The 24,269-nt window shown below is 41.4% G+C and carries 23 protein-coding genes; 14 read left to right on the plus strand and 9 right to left on the minus strand.

The window, feature by feature from the left end:
• The first annotated feature begins 7 nt into the window (after positions 1-7).
• From GTU69_RS04675 to rplS, 7 genes are all read left to right on the plus strand, one after another.
• Positions 8-4,069, plus strand: a complete 4,062-nt coding sequence (locus tag GTU69_RS04675; protein ID WP_240921588.1) for a PilC/PilY family type IV pilus protein — start codon at positions 8-10, stop codon at positions 4,067-4,069.
• Positions 4,070-4,077: 8 nt separating this feature from the next.
• Positions 4,078-4,671: a prepilin-type N-terminal cleavage/methylation domain-containing protein gene (locus tag GTU69_RS04680; protein ID WP_166168627.1), complete on the plus strand. Its 594-nt coding sequence runs from the start codon at positions 4,078-4,080 to the stop codon at positions 4,669-4,671.
• A complete protein-coding gene (locus GTU69_RS04685; RefSeq protein ID WP_166168628.1) occupies positions 4,671-5,096 on the plus strand; it encodes a type IV pilin protein in 426 nt (141 codons plus the stop codon). Before GTU69_RS04680 ends, GTU69_RS04685 begins: the two co-directional genes overlap by 1 nt.
• Positions 5,097-5,239: 143 nt before the next feature.
• Positions 5,240-5,497, plus strand: coding sequence for a 30S ribosomal protein S16 (gene rpsP, locus GTU69_RS04690; RefSeq protein ID WP_086197177.1), 258 nt, complete (start codon positions 5,240-5,242; stop codon positions 5,495-5,497).
• A 25-nt stretch (positions 5,498-5,522) separates the two neighbouring features.
• On the plus strand, positions 5,523-6,071 hold the full coding sequence (gene rimM, locus GTU69_RS04695; protein WP_166168629.1) for a ribosome maturation factor RimM: 549 nt from the start codon (positions 5,523-5,525) through the stop codon (positions 6,069-6,071).
• 42 nt (positions 6,072-6,113) lie between these two features.
• Positions 6,114-6,863 (plus strand): tRNA (guanosine(37)-N1)-methyltransferase TrmD, encoded by a 750-nt coding sequence (gene trmD / locus GTU69_RS04700; RefSeq protein ID WP_166168631.1) that lies wholly within the window; start codon positions 6,114-6,116, stop codon positions 6,861-6,863.
• A 169-nt stretch (positions 6,864-7,032) separates the two neighbouring features.
• Positions 7,033-7,407 carry a 50S ribosomal protein L19 gene (gene rplS, locus GTU69_RS04705; RefSeq protein ID WP_086197174.1) on the plus strand — a complete coding sequence of 125 codons (375 nt, stop codon included), beginning with the start codon at positions 7,033-7,035 and terminating at the stop codon, positions 7,405-7,407.
• 67 nt (positions 7,408-7,474) lie between these two features.
• Here rplS and GTU69_RS04710 read toward each other — a convergent pair whose 3' ends face one another.
• The 3 genes from GTU69_RS04710 to GTU69_RS04720 all read right to left on the minus strand — a co-directional run bounded on the left by GTU69_RS04710 (position 7,475) and on the right by GTU69_RS04720 (position 10,717).
• Entirely contained in the window at positions 7,475-8,440 is a 966-nt protein-coding gene (locus GTU69_RS04710; RefSeq protein WP_166168633.1) for a triacylglycerol lipase, read from the minus strand.
• Between the two features lie 172 nt (positions 8,441-8,612).
• Positions 8,613-9,554: a triacylglycerol lipase gene (locus GTU69_RS04715; protein WP_240921591.1), complete on the minus strand. Its 942-nt coding sequence runs from the start codon at positions 9,552-9,554 to the stop codon at positions 8,613-8,615.
• Between the two features lie 131 nt (positions 9,555-9,685).
• Entirely contained in the window at positions 9,686-10,717 is a 1,032-nt protein-coding gene (locus GTU69_RS04720) for a lipase secretion chaperone (RefSeq protein ID WP_166168637.1), read from the minus strand.
• A 150-nt stretch (positions 10,718-10,867) separates the two neighbouring features.
• Between GTU69_RS04720 and truB the strand changes: the two genes are divergently transcribed.
• The 3 genes from truB to GTU69_RS04735 all read left to right on the plus strand — a co-directional run bounded on the left by truB (position 10,868) and on the right by GTU69_RS04735 (position 13,143).
• Complete coding sequence (gene truB, locus GTU69_RS04725; RefSeq protein ID WP_166168639.1) at positions 10,868-11,776, plus strand: tRNA pseudouridine(55) synthase TruB; 909 nt, start codon at positions 10,868-10,870, stop codon at positions 11,774-11,776.
• A 16-nt stretch (positions 11,777-11,792) separates the two neighbouring features.
• A complete protein-coding gene (locus GTU69_RS04730) occupies positions 11,793-12,560 on the plus strand; it encodes a TSUP family transporter (protein ID WP_166168641.1) in 768 nt (255 codons plus the stop codon).
• A 115-nt stretch (positions 12,561-12,675) separates the two neighbouring features.
• Positions 12,676-13,143, plus strand: coding sequence for a hemerythrin domain-containing protein (locus tag GTU69_RS04735; RefSeq protein WP_166168643.1), 468 nt, complete (start codon positions 12,676-12,678; stop codon positions 13,141-13,143).
• Between the two features lie 69 nt (positions 13,144-13,212).
• Here the strand turns inward: GTU69_RS04735 and GTU69_RS04740 are convergent, their stop codons facing one another.
• Positions 13,213-14,079, minus strand: coding sequence for an EamA family transporter (locus GTU69_RS04740; RefSeq protein ID WP_166168782.1), 867 nt, complete (start codon positions 14,077-14,079; stop codon positions 13,213-13,215).
• A 400-nt stretch (positions 14,080-14,479) separates the two neighbouring features.
• Positions 14,480-15,712, minus strand: a complete 1,233-nt coding sequence (serA, locus tag GTU69_RS04745; RefSeq protein WP_086195823.1) for a phosphoglycerate dehydrogenase — start codon at positions 15,710-15,712, stop codon at positions 14,480-14,482.
• Positions 15,713-16,066: 354 nt separating this feature from the next.
• Between serA and GTU69_RS04750 the strand changes: the two genes are divergently transcribed.
• The 4 genes from GTU69_RS04750 (at position 16,067) to GTU69_RS04765 (ending at position 20,863) form a co-directional block, all read left to right on the plus strand.
• Positions 16,067-17,476 (plus strand): FAD-binding oxidoreductase, encoded by a 1,410-nt coding sequence (locus GTU69_RS04750; protein WP_166168645.1) that lies wholly within the window; start codon positions 16,067-16,069, stop codon positions 17,474-17,476.
• A gap of 111 nt (positions 17,477-17,587) precedes the next feature.
• Entirely contained in the window at positions 17,588-17,965 is a 378-nt protein-coding gene (locus tag GTU69_RS04755; protein WP_166168647.1) for a hypothetical protein, read from the plus strand.
• Positions 17,966-18,058: 93 nt separating this feature from the next.
• The gene (locus GTU69_RS04760) at positions 18,059-19,387 is read left to right on the plus strand and encodes an AbiH family protein (protein ID WP_166168649.1); all 1,329 of its coding nucleotides are present in this window, start codon (positions 18,059-18,061) and stop codon (positions 19,385-19,387) included.
• A 246-nt stretch (positions 19,388-19,633) separates the two neighbouring features.
• The gene (locus tag GTU69_RS04765) at positions 19,634-20,863 is read left to right on the plus strand and encodes an MFS transporter (RefSeq protein WP_166168651.1); all 1,230 of its coding nucleotides are present in this window, start codon (positions 19,634-19,636) and stop codon (positions 20,861-20,863) included.
• A 148-nt stretch (positions 20,864-21,011) separates the two neighbouring features.
• Here the strand turns inward: GTU69_RS04765 and GTU69_RS04770 are convergent, their stop codons facing one another.
• The 4 genes from GTU69_RS04770 to GTU69_RS04785 all read right to left on the minus strand — a co-directional run bounded on the left by GTU69_RS04770 (position 21,012) and on the right by GTU69_RS04785 (position 24,182).
• Positions 21,012-21,317 (minus strand): DUF3817 domain-containing protein, encoded by a 306-nt coding sequence (locus GTU69_RS04770; protein ID WP_166168783.1) that lies wholly within the window; start codon positions 21,315-21,317, stop codon positions 21,012-21,014.
• Between the two features lie 297 nt (positions 21,318-21,614).
• Complete coding sequence (sodC, locus tag GTU69_RS04775) at positions 21,615-22,163, minus strand: superoxide dismutase family protein (protein WP_166168653.1); 549 nt, start codon at positions 22,161-22,163, stop codon at positions 21,615-21,617.
• A 115-nt stretch (positions 22,164-22,278) separates the two neighbouring features.
• Positions 22,279-23,406 (minus strand): AI-2E family transporter, encoded by a 1,128-nt coding sequence (locus GTU69_RS04780; RefSeq protein WP_166168655.1) that lies wholly within the window; start codon positions 23,404-23,406, stop codon positions 22,279-22,281.
• Between the two features lie 131 nt (positions 23,407-23,537).
• Entirely contained in the window at positions 23,538-24,182 is a 645-nt protein-coding gene (locus tag GTU69_RS04785) for a ParA family protein (RefSeq protein ID WP_166168657.1), read from the minus strand.
• Positions 24,183-24,269 lie beyond the last annotated feature (87 nt).

Genomic DNA, 24,269 nt, shown 5'->3' on the forward strand with positions numbered 1-24,269 from the left:
TTTAAAGATGAAAAAAATAAATCAAAGAAATATGCTTTCAGCATCGGTATCAATGATGATGACCTTGGCTATTTGTCATAGTGTATCTGTACAAGCCAGTGATATTGAAATTTATAAAACAGGTTTTACTCCAAATCCAGTAGTAATGTTTGCACTAGATAACTCAGGGTCAATGTCTGTAAATGGTCGTCGTAGTGCTTTTGATTTAAAAGATTCTATGCAGGCAGTATTGTTAGGTGAGGGGAGTATTCAGCCCGCACGGAATATCAAGGCAGGATTATCTACTTTTGAAAGTCCACCATGGTATCCAATAAAAAATGGTTCTATAGAACTCTATAAGACTACAGTTCATCCTGCGACTGCTGAAGTAGACTCAGATACAACAATTCGGGTACCTCGTCGTGATGCAGGTTATATTGCTAGTCCAGCACAAATGCTTGATGACCGAATTGTTTATCCTTTTACTCGTAAGGACTTATTTCCATCTAATGGTGATGTTATTTTTAAAGAGGGTAACAATCAACCTGTAAAAACAAATGGTGAAGTTACGATTGATGCGGATAATAAAAAAGTCTACATTCGCTTTCAAGTAGATGTACCTCGAGGTGCGACAATTAATTCTGCTTATTTAGAGCTACGAAATTCTACTGATTATGGTTCAAATAAATTAAAGGTTCGTGTTGCAAAACATAATGATTTGTATGCAGCGAATCCACAGATTACTTCTTTGCAGACTTTTGCCCCTGGGGCAACCAGTAAAGCTGTAGTAAGTAGTGTGAGTAACGATTATTTAACTAAAATTTTTACAAATGCTACTACACAAAGAGCAATTGATATATATAAGAATTCATATAAGAATGACAATATTGGTAATCCTATGTATGTTTATTCCATGAGTGTTAAAAGCGAGATGGAAAACTTAATTAGGGATAATACGAATTGGTGTGGCATGGGCGATATCATTTTTGAATTGTCTCGGGACAATAGTAAAAATTATAAATTTTATGCTGATCGAGAAGATCGAATGAATCCGCATTTATATATTGACTGGACATTGAGTGATAACACAATACGTAATAATAACTGTATGTTCACCGATACCAAGCGTTCAATGGCACAAAGAATAACAAATTTAGGCGATGTTGGCGCAGTTGGTACAATGCTAGCTCGGCAATCTATGAATTTACAGGTGCAAAGGCTTCTAACAGATACAGCTACTCCATCTAACGCACTTTATGCTGAAACTGTGGCTTATATGCTGGGCAATAGTACCAAGCCATTAACCAATTCAAGTCCGGCGAACACCTCTATTGATGCTGCTCTTAGTGGGTTAACTACAGGTTTTAATAGTACTATTAAATATATTAGTCCAATTAAAAGTGTAAGTGATTATTTAGCAAATTCTACGAATATAAACAATGCTGCTGCCTACCTAAAAGAACAGCAATGTGGTCAGCATGGAATTTATTTTTTAACAGATGGTGAGGCGGAATTTAATGTAAGAGGTGCTACTAATACCAATGATAACTTATTTGCTTCGTCCATGGGGTGGAGTTCAATTTCTTGTAATAGTTTTGATACGTGTGCACAAACGATGGCGAGAGGGCTGTTAAAAGCCTCAGGATATACAGCGAATAATAGAAGTCTTAAAATTAAAACCTCTACTGTTGGATTTAACTATTCGGGGTCTTCATTATCAAGTTGGGCAGCGGCAGGTGGTGGTCAATATACAGCAGTAAATTCGAGTGGTTCAGGTGGTGCAAAACAAGGTATTGTGAATAGTATTAGTGCTTTTCTAGATGATATTTTTAATACTGATATTCCAGAACAGGTTGTGACAGGATCACCAACTTTACCACAAGACTCATTAAATCCGTTACGTGTTCAGCCTTATGGTTATTATGCTGCATTTACCCCTAGACCACAGGATTCTAGTCAGCTTTGGGCAGGTAATCTGAATAAATACCATGTCGTGAGTGGAGAACTCTACAATATTGCCAAAAACACCCGTTTAATTAACACTGATGGCTCACTGAATACAAATGCTCATGGTATTTGGACTAATGGTATGCGAGGGCAATTACCTTTAGGTTTGAGTACTAATGCAAAAAGTGAAACAGTTGCAAACCGTACTATTTATACCAATCGACAAATTACAGGCACCGCTGCCCCATTTGGGGTTAGTGAGCTTAATTCACTAAAAAAAGTGAATGTGGAAAGTTTATTTGGCACGGGTACAACAGCTCTATTTGCCAATGACCCAGATAAAAATTATTGGCTCAATTTACTGGGTTACAATGTAGGTGCAACTGAAACAGATATTACTTTAGAAAGTCTTGCTACGAATCCTGAACTTCGTCAGGTTGGTGCCGTGATGCATTCGACTCCAATTTTATTGACACAGAGTGGTGAAATTACTGTTAGCTCAACAGGAGTATTAGATACAACAAACCGTGATGACTATTTACTCTTTGGTAGTACTCAGGGTTTACTGCATGTAGTTGATGCTGACACAGGAGTAGAGAAATTTGCTTTTGCACCCCATGAAATGATGCAAAATCAGAAAGCAGCATTCTTGTCTGAGACTAGTAGTACACAAGGCTCATCAAATTTGTTTTATGGTATAGATGCACCATGGACAGCATATACCCAATATGTGTCAAAAGCAGATGGGACATTAACTGTTAAGAGTTCTGATCGTACCAGTGATGGTAGTACTAATACTGATCTTGCTCTCAAAGGTTTGCAATGGGTATATGGTGGTCTGCGTATGGGGGGGCGTAGCTACTACGCATTAGATTTATCAGATCTAGATAAACCAAGTTTAAAATTTCATATTAATCCCGATGCAGCAGTGACTGCTACTGGAGCAGCAGATACTAATAATGCACTAAGCTATATGGGGCAAAGTTGGTCTAAACCAACGATTGCTTATGTTAAATTTGGTGGTGTTAAAAAACTAGTCATGTTTGTGGGTGGCGGATATGATTCAGGTTATGAAAGCACAAATTATAATCAAAGTACCACGACAGGTAGCGGGGCGGGTGTCTATATGTTTGATGCCAATACCGGTAATTTGCTTTGGTGGAGCAGTGCCAATGCTACGGCAGCTAAAGGTGCTGAAGCATATACTGATGCCAGCGCATCTGCGATTAACATGAAATATAGTGTGGTCAGTCAGATTAATGCGATTGATCGTGATAATGATGGACTTATTGATAACTTATATTTTGGTGATTTAGGTGGCCAGGCCTTTCGGGTCGATATAAATAATGCTGCCACGGGTATTGATGTGAGCGCTAAAAAAGGCAATTTTGTTAAACGAGTTGTGCGTTTATATAACGCTCATGTCAGTGGAGGTTTAAGTCCACGCTTCTACGAGATGCCAAGTTTCTCTGTGCATGAGGGCGTAGATGGTATATTTGGTGCGGTTGCTTTAAGTTCAGGCAATCGTAGTTCACCATTGGCAAGTGAAACTAATAGTGCTAACGATGCAGTGTATGTGATTTATGATAATGATGTCGCGCGTAACGATTTATATAGTGATATAACATTGAGAACCCCCACCTCGGCAGATGCAGGTGATGCTTTAGATACAATGATACTTGCAAGTGGTGTAGCACAAAAAACAGAAGCGACTTACAACCGTGGCTGGAAATACCAATATGCAACAACACCCGGTCGTTATAAAGGAATGAATGAAATTTTTGCAGTAGATGGCATACTTTATGTCAACGTGTACGATCGAGATGGCACAGGCATTGGTAGTACATGTACTGGTGGTGTGAATGGTGACTCCTATGTGTATCAGTTCTGTTTACCTACTGGAAAATGCACTGATAACTTCTATGCAACCGGACAAACTGCACCTAATCGAGTGAAAATCGGCGGTGGAATTTTAGGAACAGGTTTGGGGCAAGGTGGTGGTAACAGTGATCTGCAACGTCTAACAGTCAATCGACCTACGACACAGGATTGTACAACTACGGCAAATAAAAATAAGCCAGAATGTCAACAATTTAACACAACTGTAAAACTTAGACAGTTGCGTTGGTATGAAAGTCGATAGGGGGAATCATGAATAAAATACGTGCATTTACCCTGATTGAGCTGATGATTGTGGTCGCGATTATTGCAATTTTTGCAGCAATTGCATTTCCTTCATATCAACAATATATGGAACGACAGGACCTGGCAATTGCACGGCAGGAAGCATTACGCATTGCTGCTGAACTGGAGAGGTTTAAAGCAAAAAATTTTAGTTATAAAGGTTTTGATGCCAGTTATTTGTATAGTTATACAGGAACTGATGCTGAGGGAAATCCGACAACAGCAAGTTATTATGACGCTGCAACAGGACAATTATTGTTGCCAATAGGTTCAACTGCTTCAACAGCGAAATATACCTTAACGCTAGCCAATAATGGCACGGGATATAAACCTTTGACTTTTGCCAAAGATTCAGATGGTAATGAAACAGCGGCTTCTGCCAGTGTTAATGGTCTGAGTTGGGTGATGTCGTTACAGCGGGCTAAAGATACTTCAGGCGAGCCAAAACAGCCACGAAACTATGATTTATTGTTGAATAGTGCTGGGGTGCGCTGTATGACAAAAGTGAAAGATGTTGTTACAAGTTATACGGGCTGTGGCGGGTATGGCGAGGTATGGTAATGAATAAAAATAAAGGATTTACCCTAATCGAGTTAATGATTGTCGTAGCAATAATTGCTGTTTTGGCAGCGATTGCTTACCCATCTTATACTCAATATAAAATTCGTACTAACCGTGCTGATGTACAAAGTGAAATGATGAATATTGCACAGCGCTTACAAAGTTATTACGTGATCAATCATAATTATACGAGCGCAAGCTTAGATAATGGAACGACCAGCAAGGACTATCCAATATCTAATCCTGTGTATAGAATTAACCTTGTTCCGAATGGTCAAAGCTATACATTAACTGCAACCCCCATATCCACTTCATCACAAGCAGGAGATGGTATTATTTGTTTAAATAATCAAGGACAAAAATTCTGGGCCAAAGGTGCAACAGCTTGTGTAATTTCAGCAACTTCTACTTGGGATGGTCACTAATCCAAATTCAAAATTGTGGATAAATAATTTTTGAGCTTTCATTCGGGGCAAACTTCACGTAAAATACTGCCCTCTATGAAAGGGGTTTGAAATGTATCGGTGGTCGGTGCAGGGATAATCCGTAAAAACTATAAGGTTCTATCATGGTTGTTATTCGTCTTGCACGCGGTGGTGCTAAAAAACGTCCGTTCTATCAAATCATTGTGACTGATAGCCGTAATGCACGTGACGGTCGTTTCATCGAACGTATCGGTTTCTTCAACCCTACAGCTCAAGGTAAAGCAGAAAAACTTCGTTTAGATGCTGACCGTTTTGCTCACTGGGTAGCACAAGGTGCTCAACCTTCTGAACGTGTTGCTTCTTTAGCTGCTCAAGCTAAGAAAGCTGCAGTTGCTGCATAATTTTTTATAAATTAGGTAGTTGCCCATGACACCAACACAGAATGTTCCCGAAGATCGTATTCAGATTGGACAGTTACGTTCAGCATATGGATTAAATGGGTGGCTCTGGGTCTATTCCAATACAGAACCCATGAGCAACATCTTTGACTATCTGCCCTGGTACATTGAGACCAAGGCGGGTTGGCAAATTGTCGATGTAAAACGTTGGAAACCACATGGCAAAGGCCTGGTTGTGTCGCTAAAAGGTGTGAGTGATCGCACTGGCGCAGACGAACTGGTTGGCTCCAATGTCTGGATTTCAAAATCGCAGCTTCCACAAGCAGGTATGGATGAGTATTACTGGACAGATTTGAAAGGCTTAACAGTGTTAGGTTTGGATGACGCTGAACAGGAAGTCAATCTCGGTAAAATCCATGAAATGTTTGAGACGGGTGCCAATGATGTCATGGTGGTTCACGCAACACCAGACAGTATTGATGCTGAAGAGCGTATGATTCCGTGGCATAAAGATGTGGTACAGCGAGTTGATCTTGAAGCTGGTCGTATCTACGTGAATTGGGGCGTAGATTATTAATCCTTTAAGGATGAACGCAGCAGGAAAATAGAGGAGTCTGCGATGTTTTTTGCAGTCATTACGCTTTTTCCTGAAATGTTTGAAGCGATTACAGCCTACGGTATCAGCGGGCGTGCGGCAAAACGTGAAATAGTACAAGTCACTTGTATTAATCCTCGCGATTATGCTGAGGGCAACTACAAAAGAGTGGATGAACGTCCATTTGGTGGTGGTCCCGGTATGGTGATGATGGCAGAGCCTTTGGCTAAAGCAATCAGCCATGCCAAAGAGCTTGCAAGGCAAGCAGGATGTGTTCAGGTTCCCGTGGTGTATATGTCGCCACAAGGAAAAACCTTAAACGAACCTGCAGTACAGCAATTTGTCGAATATGACGGATTGATTGTGTTGTGTGGACGTTATGAAGGCGTTGATGAACGTTTGATCCAGCATTATGTTGATCAGGAATGGTCAATTGGAGATTACGTCTTGTCGGGCGGTGAACTGCCTGCGATGGTTTTATTGGACAGTATTATCCGGAGACTTCCGGGTGCCATGTCAGATGAACAATCTCACGTGCAAGATTCATTTGTGGATGGTCTTTTAGATTGCCCACAATATACTAAGCCAGACCATTTTGAAGGTTTGGATGTGCCTGAAGTACTTAAATCCGGGCATCATGCAAATATTGAAAAATGGCGGTTTTTGCAGCGCTATCAACGCACCTTGGAACGCCGGCCTGAGCTGGTTGAAAAGGTAGAGTTGACCAAGCAGCAAAAAAAATGGCTCAAAGATTCGCAAGAACAGAGTAAATAAGCTCAGTTTACGCAAACATACGACAAGCATGTCGCTTGAAGTATTTAATAGGCTCTTTATGCATTGAAGCGGTCAAGCATGAAGGGAAAGTCAATCGGGCCTATGCGCTTTAGCCTCTAGTCCCAGTGGATATCAGACCTCTTCTGACCCACATTATTGGAGATACCCCATGAGCGGTAAGCATCCTTTAGTACAAGCTGTTGAAAATGCTCAGCTTAAACAAGACATCCCAGCTTTTGCACCAGGTGACACAGTAGTTGTCCAAGTAAAAGTAAAAGAAGGCGACCGTGAACGTCTACAAGCGTTCGAAGGCGTTGTAATCGCTAAGAAAAACCGTGGCTTGAACTCTGCATTCACAGTACGTAAAATTTCTAGCGGTGTTGGTGTTGAGCGTGTATTCCAAACTCACTCACCAATCGTTGCTGGTATCGAAGTGAAACGTCGTGGTGATGTTCGTCGTGCTAAACTTTACTACCTACGTGAATTGTCTGGTAAAGCTGCACGTATTCGTGAAAAATTACCAGCTCGTAAAACTAAAGCTTAATTTTAAGTTTTATACGAGTAAAAAAATGCGCCTGTTGGCGCATTTTTTATGTCTGAAATTTGAGTGGTTATAAGCCTTGCTGTTTTAAACGGTTGGCATGCTGACGGTAAACATCTACCGGATCCGGTGCAAATAAAGATTTCAGACCAAATACTTGATTGACTTCATCTAAATGGTTCCAGTTATAGTTATCGCGGATGGTTTTACCAAACTTGGCACTGCAACGTGACACCAGGCCATCATTTTCTTTACCGCCATCAATCAGCCAGCTGGTTACTTCTAAGGCTGAATCCGGATCAAGTACATTGGTCACAGTGCTGGTACCTGTAAAGGAGTAGTTGTATATGCCGTTGTCAAGAAGTTTACCTTCCCCACATGGTGTGGTGGGCAGACCGATAGGGAATTTGGCATTAAATTGTGCAGCGCCTGTACGGGTTAAACTTGTTCCTCCTGCAAGTGAATCATGCGGAAAACTCTTCGGGTCAAGCCCTTGTGCCCAGGTAATTGCTTTGGAAACAAAATTGATGATACCCACCAGTGGACCTTCTATAGCTGTACCTTCAGCAGATAAAATTAGGTCTGCCACAGGCGAGCCTGTATTTGGAGAACCTACACCTGTCATGGAGGCGACTTTGTCTGGCATTGCTCCGCCCACATAGCGAATAGTTGGACCGCCATGCGAATGGCCAATCAGATTGACTTTCTCTGCCCCGGTTAATGCCAGAATCTCTTCGACTTGTTGTACCAGTTGTTCGCCACGAATTCCAGACGAGTTAAATGGCGATACACGGGTGGCCCAGACATTGGCGCCATTTCGTGCCAAGTCGGGCAAAATCTGATACCAGTAATCCAGACCAAACTGGTCTGTACCTACGGTAATGAAACCTGCCATACCGTGACTAAAAACAATCGGATATTTGGTTTTTGCATAAGTTGAGACCGCTTTAGCGGTCACTTGTGAGGTGTTGGATGCCTGAGCAGTACCCAATAGTGTGCCGGTGAGTAAACCAGCGAGTAATAGTCCGTATTTCATAAAAAATCCTCATTTTTTTTGTTTTATGTATCCCTGCATATGCTAAATCCGGGGTGCTAAATACCAGACTCAGCACATGATTTAAAAGTTGCAGCTCTGACCCAATCGTTAAGTAAGATCATGAACAATATAAGAAAATATATAATAGTATGATTTCTGATGCGTCTAGCTATTATAAACCTTGCAGTTTGAGACGGTTGGCGTGTTGTCTGAACAGGGCAACCGGATCAGGAGCAAACAGTCCTTTCAGGCCAAACATCATATTCGCCAGATCGGTATGGTTCAGATTGTAATTATCACGAATGACCTGACCAATATGCGAACTGCAACGGGCCACCATGCCATCATTGTCTTTGTTGCCATAAGACAGTGGACCGAGTTGCATCAGAATGCTATCAATGTCCAGAAGATTAGTAGTTTGAGCTGTACCGCCCCAAGAATAGTAGTAAATACTCTTATCGACTTTTGCACCGCTCTGGTTACAGTCTGAAGCCAAGGCAGCAGTCGGGAAGCGTTTATTAAAGTTTGCAGATTCAACTTCAGTCAGAGACTTCATTGAAGCATCAAAGTTCACCGGAATGTCCGGATTGGCTTGAGCCCAAGTCAGTAGTGGTCCAATAATGTATTTGCCCAAAATATTGAACGCTGTGCGGCTAACCGTATTGCTTTGAATATCATCGGCGACCTTGGAGCCGCGATAGGTTCCGCCCACGCCGGTGACTGATGCCACATATCGTGGTTCTACCGCTGCGACATATTGTACGGTTGGGCCGCCATGACTGTGACCAATCAGGTTCACTTTATCCTTTCCCGTAATTGCGAGTACTTCTTCGACTTGAGCAATTAGCTGTTCACCACGGAACTCGGTGGTATTGGCAGGGGAGAGCTGTGCGGCAAAAACAGTTGAACCATTGCGTGCCATATCAGGCAAAATCTGGTACCAGTAATCAATATTGAAACTGTCATCGCCAATGCGTGACCAGCCTAACCAGCCATGGGTCATGACAATCGGATACCGGGTCTTTGCATAGTCAGATTTGACCGTTTCTTGAATTTGCAAAATTCCTTTTGCTGCCTGTGTTTCAGTTGCCAGACCCGGTATCAGGGTCATCATGACAGCAAGCATGGTCGTTTTTTTACTTTTTAAAGTTTTCATCAACTTTTTCCTTAAATATTTTTGTTTTTATTCATATCAGTACAGCCATAAGTTGATTAATCTCATCTTCTTATTGGCTTACAGTGCGATTAATCGCCATACGGTAATTTTCCTCCCTGATCATGGATGGTTTCAAAAGTCCCGACTCGAAGTTGTTGTTGTGGTTTATTAAAATGCTGGGTACGTAATTTTTGCACGGCTTGCTGCTTGGCTTCGTCACTCATGCCGCTTTTCATGATGCTGTCCCGTTCATCCAGATACTGATTGACCTTAACTTTCCAGTCATTGCGTTGCTCATCTAAAGCCTCTAAACGTTGAGTGGCTTCAGGACCAACCAGATTCATGCGCATCTGATGAATATCTTGCACTGAACCACCACGGGCTTTAATGTCTGCCGTAAGTTTACGCAGGTCCTCCAGTTTATTGAGCTGTTCGAGGTTTGCTTTCCAGTCTTCAGGTAACTGGTTAAAAAGATCTTTTAGTTTTTGTGCTTTTTGTGCTTCGGTCAAGCTCTTGTCTGCCAGAACGGTCATGCGATTGAGAGTGTATTCATGATAGGTATCTTCAATGCCAAATAGGCCTTCAATTTCGTAATCAGAGAACAACTGTTTACGCAGATTTTTCATATTGGCAAAAATACTTTGATAATATTGAGGATCTTCCTTGTCGATATTAGGGGGCTGCAAATCGCCCAGTTTTTCCCGGTAATTGATATAGCGATTCCATAAATCAATAATTTGCCCTAGAGCAGGCTCCTTATAGTTTTGCTGTATATAAGTTTTAAAATCATATTTAATTTGTTTAAGATCTTTTTCGCCATACTGGGTAATGAAATATTCAAAACAGTTGCGGGTCTGCTCATTTACGATTAAACGATTGGCATTGTCCAGGCGTAACTGACAGTTCACTTCAGTGTCTTGCTGGCTAGGACTGACGAAAGCTCGACTCTGATCTGTAGGGGCTGGCATAGATGATGTTAAGAGATGATTCTGCACCTCAGCCCTTTGAGCGGTTTCTGTTTGTTCTGCTGTGGATTGGGAAGGTGCTAGCCAAAATAACAGCACAGCCAAGCACACTATAATAACAAGCAAAATAATCCATAATTTATGATGTTTATGCATGTCCTATGCAACCTTCTTTATTGTGTTTTTTTAAGGTTCTAAAATTGAATTCAATTTGCCATAAAGAAAGTGAATAAAACGTAGAAAAGTTGTAAAAAATGACAAGCGGTTGTTAACATAGCAGCCGTTTGAACTTGTTTGATTTTCACTATGAAAAAAACGTCACCTAAAATTCAACGCCGCCACATCAGCGGCGTATTTTTACTGAATAAGCCTTTGGGTATCAGTTCAAATGCGGCCTTGCAAAAAGTACGCTGGTTGTATCGGGCACAAAAGGCCGGACATACCGGAGCGCTAGATCCACTGGCCTCAGGTTTATTGCCCATCTGTTTGGGTGAGGCAACCAAATTTTCCCACTATTTGCTTGATTCGACCAAGCGTTACCAGACTACCATTCATTTGGGGCACAGTACCACCACTGGCGATGTCGAAGGTGAAGTGCTGTTGGAACAGGCTGTGCCTGCGCTGACGGAAGAAAAAATCAAACAGGTTCTGGAAAAATTTGTCGGCGATATTCAGCAAGTGCCGCCGATGTATTCCGCTTTAAAAAAGGAAGGCCGTCCGCTGTATGAGTTGGCGCGTAAAGGGATAGAAATTGAACGGGAAGCGCGTCCGATTCATATTTATGCCATCGAATTACTCTCTTTTACCGAAAATAGTATTAGCCTGGATGTGACCTGTTCTAAAGGTACTTACATTCGTGTATTGGGTGAAGATATTGCCCAGGCCTTGGGAACCTTTGGTCATCTGACTTATTTGCACCGGATTAAAACCGGTCATTTTGACTTGATTCCTGAATACACCATCGAGTATCTGGAAAGTTTGACTGAGCAAGAGCGTGAGGCTTTGTTGTTGCCTGCCTATGCACCGGTCGATCATTTCCCTAAAGTTCAGGCACCTGAAGGACGTGCTGAATATTTTAGCCGTGGTATGGAAAGTAATATTGAGCATGCAGCTGAAGCTCAGGTGCTGGTGTTCGATGGTGAAAAATGTTTAGGTCTGGCTGAAATCACTGACCGTAAGCGTCTGGTTCCGAAACGCGTATTAAATCTCGAGTAATTGTTGAAATAAATGTATGGAAATTGAAATTATCTTAAGCCTTCTGTTTTTTGCATTTTTTGCCGGTGCGATTGATGCAGCAGTAGGAGGTGGCGGGTTGATTCAAATTCCGGCCATTATGAATGCCATGCCGCAACTGTCGCCGGCAACGGTATTTGGGACCAACAAACTGTCATCGATCTGCGGTACGGCATCGGCAGCCTATTCATTTGTGCGAAAGGTCAAATTGCGCTGGAAGCTGCTGGCGATTATTGCCAGTTGTGCATTTGTCAGCTCTTTTGCCGGGGCGGCCTGTGTCAGCATGATTCCCAAAGAAGTGCTGCGTCCTTTTGTACTGGTGATGCTGATTGTAATTGCCATTTATACCTTTATGAAAAAGCAGTTTGGGCAAGTGCATGTACGGCAGGAACTGACACCGAAAATATTGCTGCTGGCTGCTGCGGGTAGCCTCGCGATTGGTTTTTATGACGGCATTTTTGGTCCGGGTACCGGTAGCTTCTTTATCTTCTTTTTTATCCGTTACTTACAGGCTGACTTTTTGCATGCTTCAGCATTGTCTAAGGTCGCCAATTTAACCACCAATCTGGCGGCACTGAGCTTTTTTGCGCCGACCGGTCATGTCCTGTTTGGCTTGGGGTTGATGATGGCTGCCGCCAATGTAGTCGGTTCAATAGTCGGTGTGCGGGCTGCATTGAAATATGGCAGCGGCTTTATTCGGATTCTGTTTTTAATTTTGGTCAGTATCCTGATTATTCGTTTGGGATATCAGACCTTTTTTCCATAAATCATTCTCGACATTAAAATTTTTCATACAAATTCTCCTTATAAAAGTTCCTGAATATTTGCTCATTCCACTCTATGCTGGATTAAAGGCATGATAAAAACAGGAGAAAAATTACATGATGACCATTTTCGAAGCATTAAGGGAAAGTCATGAAATCCAGCGTGATCTTTCAGAAAGATTACTGCAAACTTCTGGGGATTCACCAGAACGCCATGAATTATTCCAACAACTAAAGAATGAATTATTTGCACATGAAACGGCTGAAGATCGTTATTTTTATATTCCACTCATGATGACAGATTCTGGACTGAATATTACCCGGCATGCCTTGGCCGAACATCATGAAATGGATGAGATGATTGAAGAGCTGAGTGAAATAGATTTCAGCAATCCCGGCTGGATTGCGTTAGCCAAAAAGCTTTCTGAAAAGGTGCATCATCATCTGAAAGAAGAAGAACACGGTTTTTTTCAACAGGCTGGAAAAATTCTGGAAGAGGAACAGAAAATAGCTTTAGCAGTGCAGTACAAGAATGAATATCGGCGTTATAAAGAAATGAAAAAAGATATGCTGGTAAAAAACTAAAATTTAAATTCAAAATTGCAGGATAAAAAAGATGGCATTAGTGTCATCTTTTTTTTGCAATTAACGATTTCAAGACTCGACTTTCTGGCTGGCTCGGAATGTCACGCCAACCGATGCCAGCATGACACATAGCAGGGCAATCCACTGTAACCATCCTATTTTTTCTCCAAGCAAAAGCAGTCCCGTGAGTGCAGCCAGAGCAGGAGAAAGGCTGGATAAGGTGCCATAACTCAGTTTGCTTAAATGCTTCAATGCTTGCAGGTCGAGGGCATAAGGAATGGCAGTGGCCAGTACTGCGATTGCCAACGCTTTGCCCCAGTACTGGGTCTCAACCAATGCAGCTGCATTGTGGTAGAGTCCAATCGGTAATAGCGTCAATGCAGACAAACTGATAGCAATGGTTAAAGCGTGCATACCAATATTCTGATGCACCACCTTTTGACCAAAATAAATATAAAATGCCCAGCATAGCCCGGCACCGAGAGCACAAGCTGCAGCGAAAATCGAAAAATTCGCACTCTGTGTCTGCCCCCATGGCACCATCAAGGCAATGCCTAAAATGGCCATTCCCACCCAGATATAGTCACTGCGCTGCTTAATCGACAGCAAAGCCAGTCCTAATGGGCCGATGAATTCCAGACCCACCGCAATGCCTTGAGGCAGTTTCCCCAGCGACATATAAAACAGGATATTCATGAATCCAAGTGCTGCGCTATAACACAGTAAATCGCGCCATTTTAAAAAAGACAGCCGCGACAAAATTTTCCAGGAACGGAACATGACCCCAATAATGATCGCAGCAAAACACAGCCTTAAAATCGTCACGGTCAATGGGTCAAGCACCAAGAACAATTGTTTGGCAAATGATGCACTGATTTGATAAGAGATCATGGACAGAACCATGAACACTACGGCAAGAAGTTGAGAGTTTGGCATGAGACACGCAGTTGGATGGTCCGTCGAATCGACCATGTTTCAGGTGCGCACAGTATAGCGGTTCATGCTGAATTTTTAAGTTTTTACTGGAGGAAAATTTAAATTCATAATTTTAAATTCAGAACTTTGAATTTAAAATTATCGGTGGATGCAGGATGGTTTTATCGATTTGAATTTAAATGATCCATTTTTTAATTTGTCTGCAATTTTGTTTTTTGCAAGTAGATCAGGGTAATCAGCAAGAGCGGCGATGCTTGCACAGCAGGAGCGATTTTAAAATTGGGTATAAACTAAATTGGCTTGTTCAAACAGCATGAGATAGATAAAACGCCAGATTTTAAAAATTTTGAAAAATAAAAAACCACAGCATGAATGCTGTGGTTTTTTTTTAAATTTTAAATTAGAACAATACGCGAACGCGGATTGTGCCTTCAACTTCGTGAAGTGTATCGAGTGCTTCTTTAGATGCAGTTGCATCAACGTCCATCACCAGATAACCGACATCACCTTTAGTCATCAATGACTGACCAGAGATGTTGATGCCGTGTTCAGCAAACAGGTTGTTGATTTTAGACAGCACGCCAGGAATGTTTTTGTGAATGTGAAGTAAACGGTGTTTACCTTCAGTCAATGGCAATGCGATTTCAGGGAAGTTCACCGCAGAAAGCGTCATACCTTTATCTGAGTACGCTACAAATTTCTCTGCCACTTCAAGACCGATGTTGGCTTGCGCTTCCATGGTTGAACCACCCACGTGAGGTGTTAAAATCACGTTGTCTAGGCCACGAAGTGGAGAAACAAATTCTTCACCGTTGGCTTTAGGCTCTTTAGGGAATACGTCCACTGCAGCACCTGCAATGTGACCAGATTTAATCGCATCAGCAAGATCTTCAATGATCACACAAGTACCACGTGCAGCATTGATGAAGATCGAACCTTCTTTCATTTGTGCAAACTGGTCTTTGCCAAAGAAGTTACGTGTAGATGGAACGTCCGGAACGTGTAGAGATACCACGTCTGCATTTGCAAGCAATTCGCCCATGCTACCGACTTGGCGTGCATTACCCATAGGAAGTTTGGTTACAACATCATAATAAATGACATTCATACCCATGCTTTCAGCAAGTACTGAAAGTTGAGAACCGATTGAACCGTAACCGACGATACCTAAAGTTTTACCACGAGTTTCAAACGAACCGACTGCAGATTTGTTCCAGCCACCACGGTGAGTAGAAGCAGATTTAGCAGGTACGCCACGAAGCAATAAAATTGCTTCAGCAAGTACCAGTTCAGCCACTGAACGGGTATTTGAATATGGTGCGTTAAATACTGGAATACCACGAACCATCGCAGCATCAAGATTTACCTGATTGGTACCGATACAAAAACAGCCAACAGCAATCAGCTTGTTGGCTGCTTCAAATACTTCTTCAGTCAGTTGAGTACGTGAACGAATACCAATGAAGTGGGCATCTTTGATCGCTTCTTTCAACGCTTCACCCTCAAGCGCAGTTTTACGATAGTCGATGTTGGTGTATCCAGCAGCATTTAAAGTGTCGATTGCGTTTTGATGAACGCCTTCTAACAACAAGAAACGAATTTTATCTTTAGGCAGTGAAAGATGTTGGCTCATTACGGCTCCGCTACAAAGGCCAAATTTAGTCGCGATATGATAACATACGAGAAGGGTCTATATACATTTCCTTTATGACCGAGACTATAGGTATTTTTGCCATACATATGTCAGGAACTACAGATTTTGGTCTAACTAAAACTGTAATTTTTAAGCCTAGATTGTCAAAATGCTTATTTTCACCGGGTTTTAGTAAAAAATGTCTTATAATGTCGAGTAGTGAAATCGATCACAGTTATACTGTTGATTTTATGCTCACACCCAGTCTAAGACATTATTTTTTGTAAATCTCTTTGCAAAGAATGCTCTATAGACCATCCACCACTTGTATATTTCTTGCTAGGTCTGCAAACGATGAATGCTCCAGTCGCTTTAACACCTGAGTTATTAACCCAATTGACAGCCATTGTGGGTGAAAACCGCATTAAAACTGATGCTGCTAGTCTCGATGCCTGGGGCAAAGACTACACCAAGCATTTCGATCCAAACCCATCAGTCATTGTTTTTCCATCAAGTACGGAACAGGTGCAGGCGATTGTTAAATTTGCCAATGAACACAATATTGCCATCACACCATCTGGCGGCCGTACCGGTTTATCTGCCGGTGCAGTAGCAGCCAATGGTGAAATTGTGGTTAGCATGGACAAGATGAACCAGATTCTGGAATTCTTCCCTGCAGACCGTATGGTACGTGTACAAGCGGGTGTGGTGACTGAACAGTTACAAAACTATGCTGAAGAACAGGGCATGTATTATCCAGTGGATTTCGCGTCTTCAGGTTCATCACAAATTGGCGGTAACATCGGCACCAATGCCGGCGGTATTAAAGTGATTAAATACGGCATGACCCGTAACTGGGTGCTGGGTCTGACCGTTGTGACCGGTAAGGGTGATATCCTGCGTCTGAACAAAGGCATGATCAAGAACGCGACCGGTTATGCATTACAACATTTGTTCATTGGTGGTGAAGGCACTTTAGGTCTGGTGACTGAAGCTGAAATCAAGCTGGAACGTCAACCGCAAGACCTGCAAGTGATGGTACTGGGTGTACCTGACTTTGAAGCAGTGATGCCTGTACTTCACGCATTCCAGGCGAAAATTGATTTAACTGCATTTGAGTTCTTTGGTGAACTTGCGATGCAAAAAGTGCTGGATCATGGTCATGTACAACGTCCGTTTGAAACGGAATGTCCATTCTATGTACTGCTTGAATTTGAAGCGCCATTTGAGCCAATTATGGACAAGGCGATGGAAATTTTTGAGCATTGCATGGAACAGGGTTGGGTGCTGGATGGCGTAATGAGCCAAAGCCTGGAACAGGTACACAGCTTATGGCGTTTGCGTGAAGATATTTCTGAATCTATCGCGCCATTTATTCCATACAAAAACGATATTTCCGTATTAATTACGCATGTTCCGGCATTTATTAAAGAAATTGATGCGATTGTTGCGGATAATTACCCTGACTTTGAAATTTGCTGGTTCGGTCATATTGGTGACGGTAACTTGCACTTGAATATCTTGAAACCAGAGAACCTGTCTAAAGATGAATTCTTTGCCAAATGTCAGGTGGTGAATAAATACGTATTCGAAACCGTGAAAAAATATGACGGTTCGATTTCTGCGGAACATGGTGTTGGTATGACCAAAAAACCTTACCTCAATTACACCCGTTCTGAAGAAGAAATTGGCTACATGAAAGCCTTGAAACAGGTATTCGATCCAAACGGTATTATGAACCCGGGTAAATTATTTGATCTTTAATATTTAACCTGTAAGTTCTATGCGCCGATGACTACATAACTGTTATCGAGTATGAAAAAAAGGCATGGCATCATAGATGCTATGTCTTTTTTTTATGGGGGATATTTCCCAATGTTACGTTTACTCTCTACCTGTATCATTTGTTTGGGGTTAATGTCGGGCTGTGCAACGACTAAAAAATTGGCTTCTAAAGTGAATATGGGTTCGTCCGATACCCCAATGGCCCAAGTATTAAAAGAGCGTCCGGAACTGCATAAAAATCTGACTACAGTCGATGTGCGACAATATTTTAACCGCGCCGAGTCACCTACAGCAGCACAGGTGAAAGTAACGGAAACTGGATTAATGGATGATTCTGTCCGTTCAATCCGTACCACTTATAGCTTTAAAAATATAAATGGCAATTGGAAAAAAACGGGAACACAGACCGAGTATCAATGCCAACGCAGTAAAAATAGCAAAGCATTTCAAACGGCAAAATGTCCTTGATGAGTTTTTAATTCAGGATTGCTATTTCGGCCATTATGCCGCATAAAAAGCGTATCGATTGATGCGCTTTTTTGCGTTTGGGGAATAAGAGCAATGAATATTTTGATTGTCGGTAATGGTTTTGATTTGTCTCACTATTTGCCGACGAAGTATGATCATTTTATGGTAGCGATGGATGCGATTGAGAATTGGGATGAATGGAGTGATGAGATTAATTTTGATGATATTTTTGGAACACTCTATGAAAAAGAAGGTTACTTTTTCGGATATACCAAATCAATTTATAAAACAGAAAAAATAAAATTTTCTTCAGCAAAAATTGAAAACTTGAAACAGAAATTAGAATCAAATGTTTGGTACAAATACTTTTCTGAGCATTATAACAAGCTTGATACATGGATAGATTTTGAACAAAAAATAAACGAAGCTTTGAACCAAATCCTTCGATTAATAGAAATATATAATAAATCACGTGAACGAGTTAGTTTGTTGGAGAATTTAATATGTGAATATAAATCTGATGAATTTGAAATTATTAATTTACCAAATGATTTGCTAAGGAAGCTGTCATATTTAGGCATTTTAGAAACGCATGATAATTTTTCTTGTGCTTTTTTGGGGGGAATAGAACCTCAAGAAAAGTGGAAATTTAGTAAGGATTATATTATTAGTGATGATTCAGATTATGATGAGGGTATGAATATTCTTGATTTAAGAGTTAATGAAATATTCAAAACGCTATCTGATCAGTTAGAAGACTTTAGCGAATTATTTTCATTCTATTTGAATAATATAGTTTGTAATCTAAAACCTAAAAAGAAATTTAAAAAAATTGGAATTGGAGTTAATACAGAAATATATTCATTCAATTACACAAATATTTTGAAAAGTTATTATTTTTTAGACAATAAAATTTCTTTTCTACATGGTAGTTTAGAAAAAAGTAATATTATCTTAGGAGTCGCAGATATTTCAGATAAACTTAGAGAATATAAGCCTTACCAATTTGTAAAATATGCCCAAAAAATTCTTAAAGAAACTGATTATAAGTTTTTAGAAGAATCAAAATTAATTCAAGAAATTTATGACGAGGCCAAGTATTCAAGTGGATATGAAGAATACTATGTTGACCCTCAAGATGTGAAAATTGCCATTTGGGGGCACTCGTTAGATCAGTCTGATAGTAATTATATAAAAGAACTTTTTAGTCTTAATAATGAAAAAATTAATGCATTTATAACCATATATGTACATAACAAAAATGCAAAAAAAGACATGCTTTATAATTTATTTAATATTTTAGGACAGTCAGAAGTAGAAAAATGGATGAAAAAAGGTTGGCTTAAATTTGAACCAAATCCTGATATAGCTAAATTAAATAATATAGAACCTGTTGAGCTACCCAAATTAGCCGAAGCCTAATTTTGTACCCAACTTTCTATCTGCTAAACTACACCTACTCAACCAAGTAGGTGTACTTGGTTGAGATCAGCCATTCTCACGATTTTTTATTAAAACACCTTGTGAATACGGTGTTTTAAGTCACTTATAAGCAAGTGCATTTCCCAAACTTTAATTTAAACACTCAATGCTTGTCATTGGGCTGACGCTTCTCTCCCTAAAAATAGTGCGTAGCCCCTACAAGCCTAAAATATATGTAGAAAAACAATGCAAAATGTTCAAACCACCACCTTAAACCGTGCCACGCTGATGTTCCCCTTGGCATTGGTGCTGTTTGAATTTTCCGTCTATATCGGCAACGACCTGGTCCAGCCCGCCATGCTCGCTATTACCAAAGACTTTGGCGTAAGCAGTTCATGGGCACCATCTTCCATGTCATTTTACCTGCTCGGCGGGGCATGTGTGGCATGGTTGCTCGGTCCATTGTCCGACCGACTGGGACGTAAAAAAGTGCTGCTCGCAGGTGTACTGTTCTTTGTACTGTGCTGCTTACTGATTTTACTGACAAAAAATATCGAAAGCTTTTTAGCACTGCGCTTTTTACAAGGCATAGGCTTAACCGTTATTTCCGCTGTCGGTTATGCCGCCATTCAGGAAACCTTTGAAGAACGCGATGCCATTAAGGTCATGGCGCTGATGGCGAATATTTCATTGCTTGCGCCATTACTCGGTCCTGTGATTGGCGCATTCCTGATTGATCATGTCTCCTGGCATTGGGGTTTTATTGGTATCGCATTTTTAGCCTTTTTAAGCTGGTTTGGACTGAAAGCCAAAATGCCGGATACGAAATTAAGCATTCCAAAACAGCCGCTCAGTTATATTTTAGAGGATTTTAAACAGGTCTATAAAAACAGACGTTTTCTGGCTATGACCTTGGCTTTGCCTATGGTGAGTATGCCGTTGATGCTATGGATTGCACTTTCACCGGTCATGCTGGTGGAAGAACTGGGTTTTAGCAGCATGCAATACGGTTTGGCACAGTTTCCTGTATTGGGTGGATTGATTGTCGGTAATATCGTGCTGATTAAAATTATCGACAAACTGGCTTTGGGGAAATCGGTACTGATGGGCTTGCCCATTATGCTGCTCGGAACCGTGGTTTTACTTGCCGGTGTGATTTGGCAGGATTATCTGGTCTGGTGCTTAATTGCAGGCATGACTTTAATCAGCTTTGGTGAAGGCATCAGTTTTTCGGTGCTGTACCGTTTTGCGTTGATGTCATCGGAAGTATCCAAAGGTACAGTCGCAGCCGCCGTTTCAATGCTGTTGATGTTTAGCTTCTTTATTATTATTGAACTGGTTCGGGTGATGTATGAACACTACCATTATTTGGCCTATAGCGTGGCGTGTATTATTTTAATCGCGCTGTGGTTTAGTTTTCCGCGCACTATACTCAAACAAATTTTAAAAGAACGGGTGGAGCAGGGGGTATTTTGATATTCAGACCTCTCCCTTGCGCAGCAGCGCTGCTCATCTCCTGAAAGGAGGGGAATATACTGATTTCAAATCAGTATTTTCTTCCAGTAGGAAATGAGGGTGTATCCTTATTCTTTCCTGAAAAAGAAAATAGCCTTTTAATCAGAAACTATAGCTTGGACTCAGTAATCGGTTGCTCAACAGCCTTCAACTTACGATCGAAAACAAAAGTGCCAAACGGTAAAATAGATGCGATTAAACCCAGAATAAACATCTGAATCGACCATTTCTGTTTTTCGCACACAGCAAACAAAACAATTAAAAACAGGATAAACAGTACGCCGTGTCCCATGCCGACATATTTCACCAAGATTGGATTATCGAACATATATTTCATCGGCATAGCGATGAAAAGAAGCAACAGAAAGGAAAGTCCTTCTAAAAGACCGACAACACGTAAAGTTTGAATATTCATGGTCATGTTTAAATCTATGAGAATGAACCCTGAGTGTACCGAATATTGCCGTAAGGGTGAATAAAAGCTCGGTATATTTTAAAAAATTATCAAACACTTATAATCAGGTGTTGAAATCGGTCTTTCAGGCAATTCAGGTTTTTTTTAAAGTTGAATTGTTGTAGATATAGCCTACTTTTTCCGTAGTGCTGTCAATTTATCAACCCCAATATGGCTCAGTATGATTTCTGATTGTCAGGTCATCATAAAAAAGCAGACACTCTGCCTGCTTTTTTATTTTATGGTTTTATGGACAACTTATTGAATCACACCACAGGCAATCCGGTCTCCGCCACCGCCCAAAGGTTTAGGTTCATCGGCATAGTTATCGCCACCGGCATGGATCATAATCGCCGGACCTTGAACATCAGCCAGTTTTAAACGTGGGGCCACCAGTTTTTGCTGAGATTTTCCTGAAGTATCCACTGTAATGAGGGGTAAATCGCCTAAATGGCCAGTGAGAGGCGTACCGTGATGTGGCGCCTGGTTTGGATTGAAATGACCACCTGCGGCAAGGGCTGCCCCCATTTTGCCATCTTTTTCTGCCGGGCCACAGAAGCCTTTTTCATGAATATGGAACCCGTGAGGGCCGGGTGGCAGATCATTTAAATCGGTATTAATGACCAGACCAGCCGGGCTATCGCGTAATTCTACAGTCCCGATTTTATTACCTATGCCTTGTGCAGTGACGGCATTGACTGTTACCCGTTGCGCTTTATGTTCGTTTATGGGCATGGTGCCGGCACAACCCGCTAAAAATATGGCACCCAATGTTGTTATTGCGCCTTGTTTGAATAGTGCTTTCATGACTTGAAGCATCCTGACTTTTTTATAATTGGCACCATTGAAACAAAGTCGTGGATGCAAGATCAGGTGATTTAAGTAGTGCAATGTACAAGTTTCTTAACTTTTATCTGCCAGCTTAATCAGGGTGATGGGTTTCATCATCAATATCATGAGCAAGCGTGGCTTTAGGCATCATTAAACCTTCGGTTTCATTGGTTTCATGCAGCCATTCCCGCCAAATTGCCAGTAATACTGCCAGGATGACCGGACCAATAAATAATCCCACCATGCCAAAGCTTGCCAGCCCTCCAAGCACCCCAAACATGATCAGCAGGAAGGGAATTTGAGTGGCACCGGAAATCACCAATGGACGGATCACGTTATCTGCGGTACTGACAATACACACGCCCCATACCATCACCCCAATCGCTTCAATGGTATGTCCCTGAGAAAATAACCACAGCGAAACAGAGGTATAGGCAACCGGAGGTCCAAAAGGAATCAGCGCCAGCAGGAAGGTGATAATGGTCAGAACCATCGGATTAGGAACATCGGCAACGAAATAGCTGATCCCCGCCAGAATGGATTGGGCAATGGCAGTCAGACCTACGCCATAGACTACGGCACGGGTGGTTTCAGAAATGGTGTCCAGGTAATGATGGATACGTGGGCCAATCACCATTTCCAGGGCTTTGCTGACCTGATTTAAAATGGTGTGACCATCACGGTAGAAGAAAAATAGCGACATCATGGCAAAGCAGAGCTTGATCAGATTTTTGCTGACTTCGTTCAGTACCGCTTTCCCGTAATTTAAATGCCCCTGAACCCATAAAGACACTGACTGAACAATACTGTTCGGGTCCTGATTAATTTCTCTTAACGTACGTGAAATTTCTTTGCCAATAAAAGGTAACTGCCGAATAAAGTCAGGAACATTCAGATGACCGGAAAAGACCTGTTTCTGTAATTCGTAATACAAGTTTCGGCCTTCATGCTGCAACATGAAAATGGCAAAAATAATAGGCAGCCCTATCACTAAAACTACAGCAAGAATCATCACTGTGGCACTTAGCGTAGGGCGCTGTCCACACATGCGTAATACCGACTGATACAGCGGCCAGGTGACATAGGCAATAATTGCCGCCCAAACCACAGGTACAATAAAATATTTGAGCACATGAAAACTCAAATACATCAGGACAAAAAACAGTCCAAATAATAAAACCTTTTGTAATGTGGGCGCGTAACGTTGCACTGAATTCACTGACTACTTCCTAAGTTCGGAGTTCATCTTAACCGAAAAAAAAGCTCCCGAGAACGAGAGCTGGGTAAGTTGTGATGAATATTTATTGCACATTTCTAGGCAAAAGTTTGCGCTGTGTCTATTTAATGCGATTAAAACCAGGCGCTGGGATCATCAACAATTGCATTTAACAGCGGTTGCCATTGATCTTGCATAGCCCGATAGTTTTTTTGTGTTTTATCAAAAATACTCAGTCCCTGCATGGCAAGCTGGGCATATGCAGCACGCTCGGAAATCCAGGCTACCGGCTGTTGTTCAATTTTTTGGAAAAAATCCTGAATATCTTTGGAACTGGCAGTGTTTGCTTTCATGCGGTTAGCCAACAGTAAAATTTGTACCTTCCCTTTGCGGATGCGTTTAATATCCTGTAAATGTTTCAGAAAACGGCGCGTACTATCAATATCAAAGAAAGACGGCTGCAATGGGGTGATAATGGCGTGTGCTTCACTGATTAATTGTTCGGCATGCTCGCCAGATAAAGCCCCAGGTGCATCAATAATCAGATATTCGATATTTTTAGGCACATCGCCAATTGATTTTTCCTGACGCCAGTCCAGACTTTGAATAGGAGCCGTCTCTTGCGGTCGTTGTTTTAACCATTGCAAGGCTGATTTTTGATTATCGGCATCGGCAAGTGCGACTTTATACCCCTTTTGTGCCAAAGCGGCAGCCAGATTAATTGCAGTAACGGTTTTACCGCATCCACCTTTTTGATTGGCAATTAAGATAGTTTTCATGACCCTGATGATTTTATTCTGCTCAGTCCTAGCATATCATTGTTTGATGCAGTGAATATGACTCGGGACAAAAGTCTTAAGGTATAA

Source organism: Acinetobacter sp. SA01 (genome assembly GCF_011319235.1).
GTDB lineage: Bacteria > Pseudomonadota > Gammaproteobacteria > Pseudomonadales > Moraxellaceae > Acinetobacter.